Here is a 16,735-nt window from a genome sequence, read left to right as displayed (position 1 = left end):
GGGGCGCGGCCCCCGGAGGCGTCTACCGCTACCGTGGGCAAGATGAGCACCGCGGACCAACAGGCCCCCCGGTCCCTCGCGGAAGCGCTCCGCGCCCGGGACGACGCTTCCCTGGCCGCGCTGCTGCGCGCCCGCCCCGACCTCATCACGCCGGTCCCCACGGACCTCACCCAGCTCGCCACCCGGGCCGGCACCCGTGCCTCCGTGGTGCGCGCGCTCGAGCGGCTCGACGCGTTCGCCCTGCAGACGGCGGAGGCGCTGGCCGTGGCGGGCGACCCTGCGACCTGGGACGAACTGCTCGGTCTGATGGCGGGTGACGCCCGCGACCCGGCGGTCGCCGCCGCGCTCCCCGGTGCGTTGACGTCCCTGCGCGAACAGGCGCTGGTGTGGGGCGCGGACGACCGGCTGCGGCTCGTGCGGACCGCCCGGGAGCTGCTCGCGCCGTCCCCGCAACACCCGTCGCCGACGGGGCTGGGGCCGAGCGTGCGGGAGGCGACGGCGGGGATGTCGCCGGGCCGGATCCAGGAGTTCGTCGCGAACGCCGGGCTGCCGTCCACGCACGACTCGGTGTCCGCGGTCTCGGCGCTCACCTCGCTCTTCTCGCGTCGCCGGAAGATGGCCGCGCTGCTCGCCAAGGCGCCCGCCGGTTCGCTCGACGTGCTGGAGCGGCTGGTGTGGGGGCCGCCGTACGGGCAGGTCACGGCCGAGCCGGCGGCGCATCTGCGGTGGCTGCTCGATCGCGGGCTGCTGCTGCCGACCGCGCCGGGGACGGTCGTCCTGCCGCGCGAGGTGGCCCTGCATCTGCGGGCGGGCCGCGCCCACCGCTCGCCGGAGCCGTCGCCGCCCGCCGTGCAGCCGGTGGTGACGCATCGTCCCCAGGTGGTGGACGCGACGGCGGCCGGGCAGGCGTACACGGCGCTGACGACGGTCGAGGAGTTGCTGAAGGAGTGGCACGAGGGCGGTCCGGCGGTGCTGCGGTCCGGTGGGCTGAGCGTGCGCGACCTCAAGCGGACGGCCGTCGCGCTGGACGTGTCCGAACCGGTGGCCGCGTTCTGGGTGGAGCTGGCGTACGCGGCCGGTCTGCTCGCCTCCGACGGTGAGGCGGACGAGCGGTACGCGGCGACCGCGGAGTACGACGAGTGGCTGGAGCGGCCCCCGGCCGAGCGGTGGGCGCAGCTTGCGGCGGCCTGGCTGGCGGCGACCCGGACGTCCGGGGTGGTCGGCGGCCGGGACCTCAAGGAGCGGGCGCTGTCGGCGCTGGGCCCGGGCCTGGACCGGTCGTCCGCGCCGGAGGTGCGGCGCCGGGTGCTGACGCTGCTGGCCGGGCTGCCGGAGGGAGCCGTGCCGGACGTGGAGGCCGTGCTGGCCCGGTTGCGCTGGGAGCGCCCGTTGCGCGGACCGCAACAGCAGGGCGTCACGAGCCCGCACGGCCCGCAGAGTTCCCAGGCCGGCCAGACATCCCAGGCCTCCCAGGCCGCTCACGGGCAGCACGGCTCTCCCAGCTCCCCCGGCTCACACGGCCCGCAGAGGGACGAGGATCTGCGGTCCCGGCTCGCGCGCTGGACGCTGACCGAGGCCGAGCTGCTGGGCGTGACCGGCAGGGGCGCGCTGTCGGCGCACGGCCGGGCGCTGCTGGGGGCGAGCGCGGCGGCGGTCCCGAGACCGGCCGCGGCCGGTCCCGCGCCGACCGGTCCCGCGCCGACCGGTCCGGGCGACAAGCTGCCGGCCCACCACCGTTTCGTCGTCCCCGCCCACGCGACCCCTCTGCCGGCCCCCGAGCAGGCCGTGGCCACCGCGGCCGCCGCCCGCCTGCTCGCCCCGCTGCTGCCCGAGCCGCTGGACCACGTGCTGCTCCAGGCGGACCTGACGGCGGTCGCCCCCGGTCCGCTGAGGCGTCCGCTGGCCGACGTGCTGAGCGTCCTCGCGGACGTCGAGTCCAAGGGCGGCGCGACCGTCTACCGCTTCACGCCCGGCTCGGTGCGCCGGGCCCTGGACGCCGGCCGCAGCGCCTCCGACCTGCACGCCTTCCTCGCCGAGCACTCCCGTACACCGGTGCCGCAGCCGCTGGCGTACCTGATCGACGACGTGGCGCGTCGGCACGGCCATCTGCGGGTGGGCGCGGCCTCGGCGTACGTCCGCTGCGACGACGAGTCGGTCCTGAACGAGATCCTCGCCGACAAGCGGGCCGCGGCCCTGCGACTACGACGGCTGGCGCCCACGGTGCTCGCGGCCCAGGCCGACCCGGCGGCCCTCCTGGACGGGCTGCGCGCGATGGGTTTCGCGCCCGCCGCGGAGTCCGCCGAGGGCGACGTCCTGATCACCCGTGCGCACGCCCGCCGCACCCCGCCCCGCTCGGCTCCCGAGCCGGTGCCGGACGGTCCGCCGGTGCCCGACGGCACTCTCCTCACGGCGGCGATCCGCGCGATCCGGGCCGGCGACCTGGCCGCCACGGCCCCGCGCAAGCCTGCCGAGGACGCCGCCCCGCTCGGCCCCGGTCAGCTCCCTCGCACCAGCTCCGCCGAGACCCTCGCCACCATGCAGGCGGCCGTCCTGACCGGGGAGGCATTGTGGATCGGCTACGTCAACGCCGAGGGGGCCGCCAGTCAGCGGGTCGTCGCCCCGGTCCGGGTGGAGGGCGGCTTCGTGACGGCGTACGACCACACGGCGGACGAGGTGCGCACCTACCCGCTGCACCGGATCACGGGAGTGGCGGAGCTGGCCGACGACTGACACCGACGACCGCCACTCCCCCACGAAGGTCACGAACCTTCCCGGCACTGCGGCCGTCGGCGCGCTCAGCACTCCACCACGGAAGCGTCCGCGGGGAGGCCGAAATGGGCGCGGGCCTCGGTCTCCAGTTCGGCGGAGGACATCGGGTCCCGGAGGGCAGGTCTGATGAAGACACCGAAGTGGGCCTCGGTCCAGCGCCCGTACCCCTCGCCGTCGGGCGGCTCGTCCCGGCCGACGACCCGGTAACCGCCGTCGGCCGCCCGGTCCCGTTCCAGCCGCACCACCTGCGGGTACCGGCCGGCCCGGCACGCCACGAGGGTGTCGTCCCGCACGCCGTACTCCACGCACAGGGTGTCGACGCCGGCGCGTACCCGGCCGGCGCGCTCCTCGAGTTCGAGCGCCTGCGCCCGGCAGAACCAGCGCGCGTCGCGGGCGGGCACGGCATCGGCGTGCCCGCCGCCCCGCGGCTCCGCCGCGATCCGGGCCTCGATCACCGGTCGCACCTCGGCCCACAGTTCCTCGTCGACGTCCGCCGGCCACATCACCCAGGTGCCCGTGGCCGCCAGAACCGCGGCTGCTCCGACGCCGACCGCGCCCCTGCGGAACGACAGGACCGACATACCGTGAACTCCTCACCGCGTCGCGCCCATCGCGCTGCTCCCCCGGTCAGACACCCGGAGGACGCACAGGGTTGCCCGGACGCCACCGGGGTCCTCCGGGGCCCGGAGCCGACCGCGGCCCGTCGTCCCGGCACTTCGTGCGGCACACTGGACGTTTGGCCCGTGCGGAAGGGATGTGCGCGTACGTGAACGGTCCTCTCATCGTCCAGTCCGACAAGACTCTGCTCCTGGAGGTCGATCACGAGCAGGCCGACGCATGCCGTAGGGCCATCGCTCCGTTCGCCGAGCTGGAGCGCGCGCCGGAGCACATCCACACCTACCGGCTGACGCCGCTGGGCCTGTGGAACGCGCGGGCGGCCGGGCACGACGCCGAGCAGGTCGTGGACGCGCTCGTGCAGTACAGCCGCTATCCGGTGCCGCACGCGCTGCTGGTGGACATCGCCGAGACCATGGACCGCTACGGCCGGCTCACGCTCAGCAAGCACCCGGCGCACGGGCTGGTGCTGACCACCACCGACCGGCCGGTGCTGGAGGAGATCCTGCGTTCCAAGCGGGTCGCTCCGCTGGTCGGCGCCCGGATCGACCCGGACACGGTCCTCGTGCACCCTTCCGAGCGCGGCCAGATCAAGCAGACGCTGCTGAAGCTGGGCTGGCCGGCCGAGGACCTCGCGGGGTACGTCGACGGCGAGGCCCACGCGATCGAGCTGGACGAGAACGGCTGGGCGCTGCGGCCGTACCAGAAGCAGGCGGTGGAGAACTTCTGGCACGGCGGGAGCGGGGTCGTGGTCCTGCCCTGCGGAGCCGGGAAGACGCTGGTCGGCGCGGGCGCCATGGCGCAGGCCAAGTCGACGACGCTGATCCTCGTGACGAACACGGTCTCCGCCCGGCAGTGGAAGCACGAGCTGGTGAAGCGGACGTCGCTGACCGAGGAGGAGATCGGCGAGTACAGCGGGACGCGCAAGGAGATCCGCCCCGTCACCATCGCCACCTACCAGGTGCTGACGACCCGCCGCAAGGGCGTCTACCCACACCTGGAGCTGTTCGACTCCCGCGACTGGGGGCTGATCCTCTACGACGAGGTGCATCTGCTGCCGGCGCCGGTCTTCAAGTTCACGGCCGATCTCCAGGCGCGCAGGCGGCTGGGTCTGACGGCGACCCTGGTCCGTGAGGACGGGCGGGAGTCGGACGTGTTCTCGCTCATCGGGCCGAAGCGGTTCGACGCTCCGTGGAAGGAGATCGAGGCGCAGGGGTACATCGCGCCCGCGGACTGCGTGGAGGTCCGGGTGAACCTGACCGACTCCGAGCGGCTGGCGTATGCGACCGCCGAGGCGGAGGAGAAGTACCGCTTCTGCGCGACGACCGCGACGAAGCGGAAGGTGACGGAGGCGATCGTCCGGCGCTTCGCCGGTCAGCAGATCCTGGTCATCGGCCAGTACATCGATCAGCTCGACGAACTGGGCGAGCACCTGAACGCCCCCGTGATCAAGGGCGAGACGTCCAACGCGCAGCGCGAGAAGCTGTTCGACGCGTTCCGGGAGGGCGAGATCAGCGTGCTGGTGGTGTCCAAGGTCGCGAACTTCTCGATCGACCTGCCGGAGGCGACGGTCGCCATCCAGGTCTCGGGCACCTTCGGCTCGCGCCAGGAGGAGGCGCAGCGTCTCGGCCGGGTTCTGCGTCCCAAGGCGGACGGCCACCAGGCCCACTTCTACTCGGTGGTGGCGCGGGACACCCTCGACCAGGACTTCGCGGCGCACCGCCAGCGCTTCCTGGCGGAACAGGGCTACGCGTACCGGATCATGGACGCGGACGAACTGCTGGCGGAGGAGGCCTGAGAAGCGGGCGCTCGTGCAGCGGACATCGTGGAGCGGACGGTCGTGGAACGGACGGTGCGGTGTCGTCATGCACCGAGTGAAGGGCTCGGCGGGGGCGCCGGGCATCGGCTCGGATACCCAGCCGGTGCGCCCGCGGGTACTCGGGCCGGGCCGGGGGCGCGGTGTCTCACCTGCGGCGGATGCCGGCTTCCTCGCCGTACTCGCCGAGGATGACCACCTCGAAGGCGGCGACCGCGAAGACCTTGATCGCGCGCAGGGCGTCGCCGAGGCGATGGCGGTGCCCATCGGACAGGGGGGTCGCGCCGGACGGGCGACCGGGGGCTGGGGTGAAGGTCGCTGCACTCATGTCTCCATGATGGGAGATGGGGGATAAAGGGGGCATCGGTCCGGCGGACGAAGCCGCGCTCCCCCTCGTACGCCTGCGGACGGAGGCCGTCCCTGAGGCGACCCCGACGGCGCCCGAAATGTCTACGTCGTTGCGCCGGAACGGAGTTGGCCCGTCACAGGCCGGACGGTCGACGTGCCGGCCACGGAAAGAACGGGACAAGGCGCCGCCGGGCCTCGGCCCCGTTCCCCTCTCGCGTGCACGTGTCCCTGTACGGGTGCGTGTACGTGTACGTGTGCGTACAGGTACGAGGCAGCCCACGGTCTTCTCGTGCGCGGAAAAGCGTTGGCCGGTGCCGTCGGCGCTCGTCTAGAATCTCCGCTCTTGCCCGCCTCCCTCGCCGGAGCGCCGCCGTCCGGACGGAAACCGGTCGGCCCTCACCGCAGCCCTCTCAGCCGGTCCGGAGGCACACCCCCCTTGTCCACGACGCCCACGACGCCCACGCCGTCCATGCCCTCCACTCCGCCCACGCCGCCCACGGCGTCCAGCCCCGTCGACGACGATCCGCTCGCCCGCGAGCGCTCCCACCTGTCCTCCTCGCGGGCCGCCCTGCGCGCGATGCGCGAGGACGTGGAGTCCCTCGACATCCGCGACGTGACCGCGAACTGGGTCAACGCGCAGATCCTGGAGCGCCAGATCGGGGAGCGGGTCAAGGCGCTCGCCGACCTCAGCGACACCCCGCTGTTCTTCGGGCGGCTGGACTACCTGCACGCTCCCGGCGCGGACCGGGCCGAGGGGGCCGGGGGAGAGCGCTTCTACATCGGGCGGCGACACGTCCACGACGCGGACGGCGACCCGATGGTCATCGACTGGCGTGCGCCGGTCTCGCAGCCGTTCTACCGGGCCTCCAGGAAGGACCCGATGGACGTGGGGCTGCGCCGGCGCTTCGGCTACACCCGCGGGGACATCACGGCGTACGAGGACGAGCATCTCTCCGACCCCGAGCCGTCGGGGGGCGCGGCCACCAGCAGACTGCTCCAGCAGGAGATCGAGCGGCCGCGCGTCGGCCCGATGCGCGACATCGTCGCCACCATCCAGCCCGAGCAGGACGAGATCGTGCGCAGCGGGCTGGGCGGCACGGTGTGCGTCCAGGGCGGGCCGGGCACCGGGAAGACGGCCGTCGGCCTGCACCGGGTGGCCTATCTGCTCTACGCCCACCGCGAGCGGCTCGCCCGCACGGGCACGCTGGTCATCGGGCCGAACCGGTCCTTCCTGCAGTACATCGAGCAGGTGCTGCCCGCGCTAGGCGAGTTGACGGTCCGTCAGGGCACGGTGGACGACCTGGTGGCCCATGTGGAGGTGCGGGGCGCGGACGACGCGGCGGCGGCGGTCGTCAAGGGCGACGCGAGGATGGCGCAGGTGCTGCGCCGGGCCCTGTACGCGCACGTCGGCGCGCCCGAGGAGCCGGTCGTCGTGGTGCGCGGATCCCGGCGCTGGCGGGTTCCCGCGTACGAACTGCAGGAGATGGTCGGCGAGTTGCTCGACCGGGACATCCGTTACGGCGCCGCCCGCGAGGCGCTGCCGCAGCGCATCGCGCACGCCGTGCTGGTGCAGATGGAACGCTCGGGCGAGGCCCCGGACGACCGGGTGCAGGACGCCGTGGCCCGCAACAGCGCCGTGAAGGCGGCCGTGAAGCAGGTGTGGCCGGTGGTCGACCCGGCGAAGCTGGTGCTGCGGCTGCTCACGGACGCGGAGTTCCTCGCCTCGCACGCGCGGGGCCTGCTGAGCGAGGAGGAGCAGAAGACGATCCTGTGGGCGAAGCCGGTGCGGTCGGTGAAGTCGGCCAGGTGGTCGGCGGCGGACGCGGTGCTGATCGACGAGGCCGCGGACCTCGTCGAGCGCACCCACTCGCTCGGGCATGTCGTCCTGGACGAGGCGCAGGACCTGTCCCCGATGCAGTACCGGGCGGTGGGCCGGCGCTGCACGACGGGTTCGGCCACCGTGCTGGGCGATCTGGCGCAGGGCACCACCCCCTGGGCGACCCGGAGCTGGGAGGAGGCCCTCGGCCACCTGGGCAAGGCGGACGCGGTGATCGAGGAGCTCACGGCCGGTTTCCGCGTCCCGACGGACGTCATCGCGTACGCCTCCCGGCTGCTGCCGCACATCGCGCCGGGTCTGGCCCCCGTCGCCTCCGTCCGCGAGAACCCCGGCTTCTTCGAGCTGCGGCCGGTCCGCGGGGACGCCGAGGTCGTCGCGGCGTGCGAGGAGTCGCTGCGCCACGAGGGCTCGACGGGTCTGATCGCGGCCGACGCCCGGATCCCGGCCCTGGCCCAGGCGCTGACGTCGGCGGGCATCGCCCACCTGGCCCCCGGCGAGGAGACGACGGACCGGGCCCGCCTCACCCTGGTACCGGCCTCGCTCGCCAAGGGTCTGGAGTACGACTACGTCGTCCTGGACGAGCCCCGCGCCGTGGTCGACGGCGAGCCCGACGAACGCACGGGCCTGCGCCGGCTGTACGTGGCCCTGACCCGTGCGGTCTCGGGCCTGACCGTGACCCACACGTCCGCCCTGCCGCCCGAGCTCGGCTGACGTCCGTGCGCGCCCGGCCCGGTCCGCCCGCGGTGTGCGTCCGCTCGGGCTACTCCGGCTGTTCGTCGTCGATCGTGCGCCGCCACTCCCGGACGGAGCGCTCCGACACCGGGCCGGTCCAGCCGTGGGGGCGGGCCGCGCCGCCGATGTGGAAGGCGTCGAGGCCGGCGGAGCGCAGGAGCGGCACGTGGTCCAGGCGCAGGCCGCCGCCGACGAGGAGCTGCTGCTCGTAGCCGGGCTCGGCACGGCGTGCCGCCTCCGCGAGGAGGGTGGGGAGCCCGGCGTCGACGCCGGCGGCGGAGCCGGCCGTGAGGCAGGTGTCCAGTCCGGGCAGGCCGTCCAGTTGTTTGCGCACGGCCTCGCGGTCGGCGGCGTGGTCGAGTGCGCGGTGGAACGTCCAGGGGCAGCCGTCCAGTTCGGCGACGACCAGCTCCACCGCGGCCAGGTCCACGGAGCCCTGGGCGTCGAGGAAGCCGAGCACGAACTCCTCGGCGCCGGCCTCGCGCAGCTCGCCGGCGGTCCGCACAAGGCGGTCGACGTCCTTCGCGGCGCCCGCGGCGAAGCCTTCGGAGAGCCGCACCATCACCCGCAGGGGGAGGTCCACGGCGGCCCGGATCCCGGTGAGCACGGTGAGCGGCGGGGTGAGCCCGTCGGCGGCCATGTCGGCGACCACTTCGAGGCGGTCCGCGCCTCCGGCCCGGGCGGCGACCGCGTCCTCGACGTCGAGGGCGATCACCTCCAGAACTGCACGCTTGCCCATGGGACCCCATTCGTCGGCGTTCATCGACACTCTTCGGCTACAGGTCTAGTCCAATTCAAGAATACGCGGGCCGGCGTGACAATGAGGCATGGCCGATCTCGACGTCCTGCGCACCCGTTTCAGCCACGCCCTGGAGGGCGTCCGGACCCCGGGGGGCGGCCCGGACCCCGGGCCCTACGCCGACGCCCTCCTCGCCCGCTGGCAGGAGCCGCAGCGCCGCTACCACACGCTCACCCATCTCACCGCGGTCCTCGACCACGTCGACGAGCTCGCCGGCCACGCCGCCGACCCGGACGTCGTCCGGCTGGCGGCCTGGTTCCACGACGCCGTCTACCTGCCGGACCGCTCCGAGAACGAGGAGCGCTCCGCCCGGCTCGCCGAGCGAGCCCTGGCCGAGGCGGGGGCGCCGCCGGAGCGGACCGCCGAGGTCGCCCGGCTGGTCCGGCTCACCGTCAGCCACGACCCCGCCGACGACGACCTCGACGGCCAGGTCCTGTGCGACGCCGACCTCGCGATCCTCGCCGCCCCGCCGGCCGGCTACGCCGCGTACACCCTCGCCGTCCGGGAGGAGTACCACTTCGTCCCGAACGACGCCTTCCGCGCCGGACGCGCCGAGATCCTGCGCCGGCTGCTCGCCCTGCCCCGGCTGTTCCGTACCCCTCACGGGAGCGAGGCGTGGGAGACGTCGGCCCGCCACAACCTGCGGGGCGAACTGGAGCTGCTGACCTCGTGACCGCCACCCCGCACACACCCGCACCGCGCCCGCCCGGCCCGGACACACCGGCCGCGCACACACCCGCACCGCGCCCGCCCGCGGCGCGCATCCCCGCCGGACGGCTCACTCTCGAAGGGGTCTCCCCCTCCGCGGCGGCCGGGCTGCGGGCGGGCGGCGGCGGGGGCTTCGCCTGGCTCGGCGGCGAACCGTTCGAGGGGACCCGGGAGGCTGCCGGGATGACGGCGAGGGCGTACGCGAACGGGGTGCACCGGCCGGAGTTCGGCCTCTACGTCCTCGTCCGCCGGACGGACGGTCTGGCCGTCGGCAGCATGGGTTTCCACGCCGCTCCCGACGACGACGGCCGCACGGAGATCGGCTACGACCTCGTCGAGGCCGCCCGAGGACAGGGCTACGCCACCGAGGCGTTGCGCGCGCTGGCCGGCTGGGCCCTCGCGCGCGACGACGTACGACGCCTGTTCGCGGTCGTAGAACACGCCAACGCCCCTTCCCGGGCCGTGCTCGAACGGGCCGGGTTCGTCCAGGTCGGCGAAGGCGAGGGCGAGTACGCGTATGAGCTGCGCGGCCGACCGCACCTGACGTAGCCGGGGCCGATCTTCGTCGCTTCGCCTCCCGCCGCCCGGCTCACTCTTCGGATAATTCCGGCATGGCCGCGCCTCGCGCCGGTCACGTGCGCCGGGGGAAACGGGGGAACGTCATGAGCAGCAGCGACCCGTCCACGCCACCGGAGCCGCCCCTTCCCCCGCGGCCGGACCCGGACGCCCACCGGCTGGCCCGGCAGAGCGTGCGGTGGGCCGTCATCGGGGTGGTCGTCAGCACGCTGCTCGCCCTGGTGGGGCTGTACCAGTCGTCCCACGGCGGCCGAGGCGGAGGCACGACGGACGGCGGCACGGGTTCCGGCTCCAGCTGGAGCACCGGACCCGGGCCCGGTCCGGATCCTGGACCTTCCCGCAGCTCCCCCGCGCCGACGGATTCGGCCTCCGGGGCCACCGCGATCTCCGACTCCGGTGGGACGCCCGACGGCGCCGCCTCCCCCGACGACGCCGAAAGCGACGCGGGCGGGACAGGCGGATCGGGCGGGGCGGGTGGATCCGGCGGGACAGGCGGATCGGGTGGGACCGGTGAGGCAGACGGCCTGAGCGCCGCCGAGCACGAGCTGCGCGACTCGCTCAACGCCGACCAGTGGTCGCGCGAGAGCTGCTCGCACGCCCAGTGGCAGGGTGCGGAGGCCGCCCTGTTCTGCACGGTCACCACGGTGGACGCCTACGGCGTGCCCGGCGTCGGCAAGGCCGGCGTCGTCATGTACGACACCAAGTACGACCGCGACGTCGTCTTCCAGTCCTACGCAGGACGGCTCCAGCCGGGCAACTGCGACGCCCAGACCGGCGTCTACGGCACCTGGCGGGAGAACAACACCGGGAACTCCGCGGGCGACGTGGTCTGCTTCCTGTCGGACACCGGCCAGTACGTCTTCCTGTGCAGCTACTACGACCGGCCCGCGCTCGTCCAGATCAGCGGCGCCGACCGGGCGGCGCTCGTCGCCTGGTGGCACACGATGGAGCCGGTGTTCACCCGCTGACGCCGCCGCCCTTGCGCCGGCGCAGACCGGCCGCCGTCAGCAGCCGCACCACCTCCCGGCTGCTCACCTCGACAGCGCCGGCCGCGACCAGCCCGGCGTACCGGTGCGAGGGGATGTCGATGGGGGTCCCCCCGCTCGAGCGAGGTCGAGAGTGGGGGAGATCGCGCTCGAAGGCGCCCCTCGGGACGCCCGACCGGTCCGCGAAAGCGTGGAGTTCGGCGTACGAGAGGTCGCTGACGAGGTGGGACCACATCCGACCGTGCCCCGGCCAGTCCGGCGGGTCGATGTAGACGGTCATGAGCCGCTCACGAGGTCGACGCGCCTCCCGTGGCCGCTCCCAGCGAGCCCACGGGCGCGACCTTCACGCCCGCCTTGTGGCACACCCAGTGCGGGTCCGGGCCGAGTTCGGGCTCGACGTCGAGGGCGTGCGGGTCGCCGGAGCCGCAGACCGGGCACAGCGGCCAGCGGCCGTGGCTCTCCAGCAGGGCGTCCTGCACGTCCTGGGCCACCAGTCCCGCGACGTACTCCGCGCCCTCGGGCCACTGCTCGACCCACCAGCGCCGCTGCACCACGGAGTCCTCGACCATCGACACGACGTCCGCCGCGGCGACCTCGCCCGAGGCCAGATCGGCGAGGACCCGGGCGCGCGCCGCGTGCAGCGTCCGCTCCAGGGGATTGACGGGATCGACAGGGGGGACAGGGCTGACGGGATTGACGGGGTCAAGGGGATTGACGGGATCGTCCATTCCCCCATTGTGCGCACTCCCGACCGGTACCCGGCGGGAAGAGGCGTTCCTCGGAGCACCCGCACCGGGGTGACCTCCGCGGTACAGCCGACTGCCGGCCGCGTCGTACGAGGCGTCGGCCCGTCGGCACGGGTAGACCGTAGGGGCGCCCGTGCGGCCCGGGGTCACGGACCCCGGCCGCGCGGTCCCGTCCGCGCGGCAGAACGGGCGGACGGGCCGCGCGGCGCGCCGCCCCGCGCCCCGACGTCAGACGCCCCCCCGCACCGGAAATGAGCCCGTCCCGATGACCTCCAGCCCGGACCCCCAGGAACTGCGCGCCGCGCTCGAAACGCTGACCACCGAGGCGTTCCGGCCCGACCTCTCCGAGATCGACCGACTGCCCACCCTGGACATCGCCCGTCTCATGAACGCCGAAGACGCGGGCGTGCCCGCCGCCGTGGCGGCGCAGCTGCCCGCGATCGCCGCCGTCATCGACGCCGTGGCCGATCGGATGGCGCGCGGCGGACGGCTGGTCTACGCCGGCGCCGGGACCGCCGGGCGGCTCGGCGTGCTCGACGCCTCCGAGTGCCCGCCGACCTTCGGCACCGCCCCCGGCCAGGTCGTCGGGGTGATCGCCGGCGGGCCGCCGGCCGTGGTGACCTCCGTCGAGGGCGCCGAGGACTCGCGGGAACTCGCCGAGGCGGACCTCGCCGCCCTCTCCCTCACACCCGACGACACCGTGATCGGGGTCTCCGCCTCCGGCCGCACCCCGTACGCCGTCGGGGCCGTGGCGTACGCGCGTTCCCGGGGCGCTCTGACCGTCGGACTGGCCTGCAACCCGGGCAGTGCGCTGGCCGCGGCCGCCGACCACGGCATCGAGGTGGTCGTGGGCCCCGAACTGCTCACCGGCTCCACCCGGCTGAAGGCGGGCACGGCGCAGAAGCTGGTGCTGAACATGATCTCGACGGTCACGATGATCCGGCTGGGCAAGACGTTCGGGAACCTGATGGTCGACGTCCGCGCCTCCAACGACAAGCTGCGCGCCCGCTCCCGGCGGATCGTCGCCCTGGCGACCGGCGCGGCGGACGGCACGGTCGAGGCGGCCCTCGCGGCCGCCGACGGCGAGGTGAAGAACGCGATCCTGGTCGTGCTGGCCGGCGTGGACGGGCCCACGGCCGCCCGCCTTCTGGAGGAGTCCGGGGGACATCTGCGCGCCGCGCTCGCCGCCGCGGGCGGCTGAGCCGCACGCTCGACGGGTGCGCATCGACTCCTCCTCCACAGCCGCCGCGATCCTGTCCCTGGTCGGCGGCCCCGCGAACGTCACCTCGGTCGCCTGCTGCATGACCCGGCTGCGCCTCGGCCTCGCCGATGCGTCCCGGGCGGACGAGGAGGCGCTGCGCGCGCTGCCCGGGGTGCTCGGGCTGGTCGTCGCGGACGGCTCGTGCCAGGTGGTCCTGGGGCCGGGCGCGGTCACCCGGGTGACGGCCGACTTCGAGAAGCTGACCGCCTCCGCCTCCCCCGCCCGTGCACCCGCCTCCCCCTCCGGCGCACCCGGCTCCATCGACGGCTCGGGCGCTTCCTCCCCCGCCGCCGGGACCGCCTCCCTCGCGGACGTCCTCGGCGCCCGCGGGGCCGCGTCGCGGCAGGCCCGGCGGGCCGGGGCGAGCGGCGCGAGCGGGCTGAAGAACGCCCTGCGCCGCCTCGCCGGCGTCTTCGTCCCGCTGATCCCCGCCCTGGTCGGCTGCGGGATCCTCGCCGGCGTCAACGGTCTCCTGCTCAACGCGGGGTGGCTGCCGGGCCTCACGCCCGCCCTGACCGCCGTCGCCTCCGGCTTCATGGCGCTGATCGCCGTCTTCGTCGGCCTCAACACGGCGAAGGAGTTCGGCGGGACACCGATCCTGGGGGGCGCGGTCGCGGCGATCGTCGTCCACCCGGGCGTCGCGAAGGTGACGGCGTTCGGGGTGCACCTCGCCCCCGGCCAGGGCGGGGTCCTCGGCGCGCTGGCGGCCGCGCTGCTGGCCACGTACGTGGAGAAGCGGTGCCGCGGCCGGTTCCCGGACGCGCTGGACGTCCTCCTCACCCCGGCCCTGACGGTCCTGGTCGCGGGCCTCGGCACCCTGTACGGCCTGATGTACGCGGCCGGCGCGGTGTCGTCGGCCATCGGCACGGCGGCGAACTGGCTGCTGGCGACGACGGGCGCGTTCGCGGGCCTCGTGCTCGGCGGCCTCTTCCTGCCCCTGGTGATGCTCGGCCTGCACCAGGCGCTCATCCCCGTCCACGCCACCCTCATCGAACAGCAGGGCTACACGGTGCTGCTGCCGGTCCTGGCGATGGCGGGCGCGGGCCAGGTCGGCGCGGCGCTGGCGGTGTACGTCCGGCTGCGCCACGACGCGTCCCTGCGCACGACGATCAGATCAGCGCTGCCGGCCGGACTGCTGGGCGTCGGCGAGCCCTTGATCTACGGGGTGTCGCTGCCGCTCGGCCGCCCCTTCCTCACCGCGTGCGCGGGCGGGGCGGCCGGCGGGGCCTTCGTCGGGTTCTTCGCGATGCTCGGCGACCGGGTCGGGGCCACCGCGATCGGGCCGTCCGGCTGGGCGCTGTTCCCGCTGCTGGCGGGCAACCGGGGGCCGGGCGAGACGGCGGCGATCTACGCGGGCGGGCTGCTGACGGGGTACGCCGTCGGGTTCGCCGCGACCTACGCCTTCGGCGGGGTCGCGGCGGCGGCCGCGGCCGCGACCCCGGTCCGCGACCCGCACCGCTCCTGAGATCCGGCGCTGCCGGCACTCCGACGTCGTGGTGCGTGCGGGTCAGATGATCCGCTTCATGACGATCATGCCCTGCTTGAAGGGGGTGTTCCCGCCCCAGGACAGGACGGCGAAGACCTCCCCGCCGGGGGCGCCGTGGATCTCGGGCGAGGCGGTGGCCGCGGCCCCGGTGCTGGCGCGGGACCAGCCCGTGAAGTTCTGGCCGCCGTCGGTGGAGCGGTTGACCCAGAGTTCGTGGTCGTTGGGGCTGATGCAGCCGATGGCGAGGTTCTGCTGCGCCTGGTAGCCGGGGTCGTTGGTATTGGTCGTGGGAGAGGCGGGGCCCGCGCGGCCGACCGCGACGGACTCGCACTCGCCGCCGCCGGGCAGTTCGGTGAAGGACGCGTTCCGCACGCTGTTCATGTCGGTGCGCGAACGGGAGACGTAGACGTGGTCGTTCAGCCCCCGTGCGACCTCGAAGTTCATGATGTTCGTACTGATGTTGATGGAATACGAGGACACGCTGCTCACCATGCCGTGCACCCGCGGGGAGTGCTGCGTGCCCCAGTCGTCCAGCGGGAACGACGGCGCGCCGTTCCACAGCTCCATGTTCTGCACGTACACCTGTTGGTCGCGCACCGTGTAGAGCACGACGTTGTTGATGCCGCTCGCCGTGGTGATGCCGGTAGTGGTGCGGAAATTGCCCGGGACGTTGTCCCAGTCCGACCACAGGTTGCCTGCCGCGCCGCGGAGGATGCTGTAGTAGACCACGCCGTCGGTGCCGACGTGGAAGACGACCAGGCGGGAGTCCTGCAGGCCGCCGGTCCCGATGTTGAACAGCGAGACGACCTCGGGACGGTGATACGTGCGGGCGCCCCCCGGCATCACCTGCCACGCGCCGTTGCGGTACCGCCACCAGATCTGGTTGTCGTTCCCGCGCGCCACCTCGTAGAGATCTCCGTGGAACCACTGCGCGGACAGCGCGTCGGGCGACCTGGCGTCACCGCCCTCGTTGATCCACGACCCCTCGGTGGCCGCGGCGGGTCCGGCCGACACGCCGAGCAGCAGCGCCAGCCCGGCCAGCAGGGCCACCCACGCGCGCGGCAGGAGACCACGTCCGATTCGCCTGCTCCGTAAACCTCTTGACCTCATCATCTGTCCCTCTCGTCCTCGTCGGCGCAGCGCGGCGGTCCGTGGACCGGGCTGCCGCCCGCCGGCCGGAATCAGCCGCCCGGGCCCGGAGCACTCTAGGGACGAGGCACCCACCGGACTTGCGCGTGCGTGCACCGGTTGTGTTCTGAGAACGTGCAGCGAGGTGGGCTGCCGCCGCCCGCGTCCTGACGGCGAGGGACCGCGTACGGCCGGGCCGCCCTACGCTGGGTGCCATGAACCACGCCCAGCTCACCGCTCTCGGTCGTGCCCTCCGACTGCTCGGGGAGCACGGCGAGGCCCTGACCGCCGACACGCCCGACGCCAAGCTGCACGAGGTCAAGGCCGATCTGCGGCGGGCCCTGGAGCTGCTGGACGACAGCGTCGTCGGCACCGCGCCGGCCACTCGCTGCGCCGAGCATCCGAACGGTCCGGTCGACAAGGCCGCCCATGACCTGTGCCTGCTGTGCGAGACACGCCGCCGGACCGCCCGCCGCGCCGAGTTCAACGGACCCGCGCCGCAGGGGCCGTCCACCGCCCCCGCCCCTTCCCGGTACGGCGCCCGCGCCGACCGCCCGCAGCCCCAGCAGCGCTGGCTGGCGGAGCTGTGGAGCGGCCAGGAGTGGCAGCTGTGCGGGACGCCCCGGCGGGACCGCCGCGAGGCCGAGCTGTACATCGCCGCGCTGCGCCGTGGCTCCCGCCCCGCGATGGCCTACCGTCTCGTCCACGAGTTCACCGACTACGAGGTCCTGCGCATCTGGGGCACGCCGGTGAAGGTCGACATCGAGCCGCTGGGCAATCTCTAGTGCTCTGACCGCATACCTTCGCCGGGTTGGGCGGGTGTGGGGCCATTGAGCACTGTGCATCGTGAAATTGCTGGTCACGGGCCTGGTGTGCGTAGGGTTCGGGATGCTCGTGCTGGTGGCGGGCGGATGACTTCGGCGAAGAT

The 16,735-nt window shown here is 74.1% G+C and carries 14 protein-coding genes and 1 pseudogene; 9 read left to right on the top strand and 6 right to left on the bottom strand.

Annotated features, from left to right (window positions below):
- Positions 1-42: 42 nt before the first annotated feature.
- Positions 43-2,730, top strand: a complete 2,688-nt coding sequence (locus tag IE239_RS15855) for a helicase-associated domain-containing protein (RefSeq protein WP_190149961.1) — start codon at positions 43-45, stop codon at positions 2,728-2,730.
- 65 nt (positions 2,731-2,795) lie between these two features.
- On the opposite strand, the gene IE239_RS15850 is transcribed toward IE239_RS15855, so the two are convergent.
- Positions 2,796-3,350, bottom strand: coding sequence for a hypothetical protein (locus IE239_RS15850; protein WP_190149960.1), 555 nt, complete (start codon positions 3,348-3,350; stop codon positions 2,796-2,798).
- Between the two features lie 185 nt (positions 3,351-3,535).
- Here IE239_RS15850 and IE239_RS15845 point away from each other — a divergent pair, with 185 nt between their 5' ends.
- Positions 3,536-5,182 (top strand): DNA repair helicase XPB, encoded by a 1,647-nt coding sequence (locus tag IE239_RS15845; RefSeq protein ID WP_190149959.1) that lies wholly within the window; start codon positions 3,536-3,538, stop codon positions 5,180-5,182.
- Positions 5,183-5,348: 166 nt separating this feature from the next.
- Here the strand turns inward: IE239_RS15845 and IE239_RS15840 are convergent, their stop codons facing one another.
- A complete protein-coding gene (locus tag IE239_RS15840) occupies positions 5,349-5,528 on the bottom strand; it encodes a hypothetical protein (RefSeq protein ID WP_190149958.1) in 180 nt (59 codons plus the stop codon).
- 489 nt (positions 5,529-6,017) lie between these two features.
- Here IE239_RS15840 and IE239_RS15835 point away from each other — a divergent pair, with 489 nt between their 5' ends.
- A complete protein-coding gene (locus tag IE239_RS15835; protein ID WP_190150118.1) occupies positions 6,018-8,096 on the top strand; it encodes a HelD family protein in 2,079 nt (692 codons plus the stop codon).
- 49 nt (positions 8,097-8,145) lie between these two features.
- Here the strand turns inward: IE239_RS15835 and IE239_RS15830 are convergent, their stop codons facing one another.
- Positions 8,146-8,856, bottom strand: coding sequence for a copper homeostasis protein CutC (locus tag IE239_RS15830; protein WP_190150117.1), 711 nt, complete (start codon positions 8,854-8,856; stop codon positions 8,146-8,148).
- Positions 8,857-8,944: 88 nt separating this feature from the next.
- On the opposite strand from IE239_RS15830, the gene IE239_RS15825 reads away from it, so the two are divergent.
- The 3 genes and pseudogenes from IE239_RS15825 to IE239_RS15815 all read left to right on the top strand — a co-directional run bounded on the left by IE239_RS15825 (position 8,945) and on the right by IE239_RS15815 (position 11,168).
- Positions 8,945-9,589 carry an HD domain-containing protein gene (locus tag IE239_RS15825; RefSeq protein WP_190149957.1) on the top strand — a complete coding sequence of 215 codons (645 nt, stop codon included), beginning with the start codon at positions 8,945-8,947 and terminating at the stop codon, positions 9,587-9,589.
- An 89-nt stretch (positions 9,590-9,678) separates the two neighbouring features.
- Positions 9,679-10,173 (top strand): annotated as a pseudogene (locus IE239_RS15820) (GNAT family N-acetyltransferase); the annotation flags it as partial.
- 113 nt (positions 10,174-10,286) lie between these two features.
- Complete coding sequence (locus IE239_RS15815) at positions 10,287-11,168, top strand: hypothetical protein (protein ID WP_190149955.1); 882 nt, start codon at positions 10,287-10,289, stop codon at positions 11,166-11,168.
- Here the strand turns inward: IE239_RS15815 and IE239_RS15810 are convergent.
- Together IE239_RS15810 and IE239_RS15805 are read right to left on the bottom strand one after the other, a co-directional pair.
- Positions 11,158-11,466, bottom strand: a complete 309-nt coding sequence (locus tag IE239_RS15810; RefSeq protein ID WP_190149954.1) for a DUF4031 domain-containing protein — start codon at positions 11,464-11,466, stop codon at positions 11,158-11,160. The genes IE239_RS15815 and IE239_RS15810 overlap by 11 nt on opposite strands.
- A 7-nt stretch (positions 11,467-11,473) precedes the next feature.
- The gene (locus tag IE239_RS15805) at positions 11,474-11,914 is read right to left on the bottom strand and encodes a DUF8819 family protein (protein ID WP_190149953.1); all 441 of its coding nucleotides are present in this window, start codon (positions 11,912-11,914) and stop codon (positions 11,474-11,476) included.
- A gap of 283 nt (positions 11,915-12,197) precedes the next feature.
- Between IE239_RS15805 and murQ the strand changes: the two genes are divergently transcribed.
- Positions 12,198-13,133: an N-acetylmuramic acid 6-phosphate etherase gene (murQ, locus tag IE239_RS15800; protein ID WP_190149952.1), complete on the top strand. Its 936-nt coding sequence runs from the start codon at positions 12,198-12,200 to the stop codon at positions 13,131-13,133.
- A 16-nt stretch (positions 13,134-13,149) separates the two neighbouring features.
- A complete protein-coding gene (locus IE239_RS15795) occupies positions 13,150-14,658 on the top strand; it encodes a PTS transporter subunit EIIC (protein ID WP_373308105.1) in 1,509 nt (502 codons plus the stop codon).
- A 42-nt stretch (positions 14,659-14,700) separates the two neighbouring features.
- On the opposite strand, the gene IE239_RS15790 is transcribed toward IE239_RS15795, so the two are convergent.
- Positions 14,701-15,729 (bottom strand): PLL family lectin, encoded by a 1,029-nt coding sequence (locus IE239_RS15790; protein ID WP_190149951.1) that lies wholly within the window; start codon positions 15,727-15,729, stop codon positions 14,701-14,703.
- Between the two features lie 293 nt (positions 15,730-16,022).
- Between IE239_RS15790 and IE239_RS15785 the strand changes: the two genes are divergently transcribed.
- A complete protein-coding gene (locus IE239_RS15785) occupies positions 16,023-16,592 on the top strand; it encodes a hypothetical protein (RefSeq protein ID WP_190149950.1) in 570 nt (189 codons plus the stop codon).
- Positions 16,593-16,735: the final 143 nt, after the last annotated feature.

The sequence above is a fragment of the Streptomyces humidus genome (assembly GCF_014649655.1).
Classification (GTDB): domain Bacteria; phylum Actinomycetota; class Actinomycetes; order Streptomycetales; family Streptomycetaceae; genus Streptomyces; species Streptomyces humidus.
The sequence above is the reverse complement of the archived record's forward strand: the minus strand, read 5'-3'. Positions and strand labels throughout refer to the sequence as shown.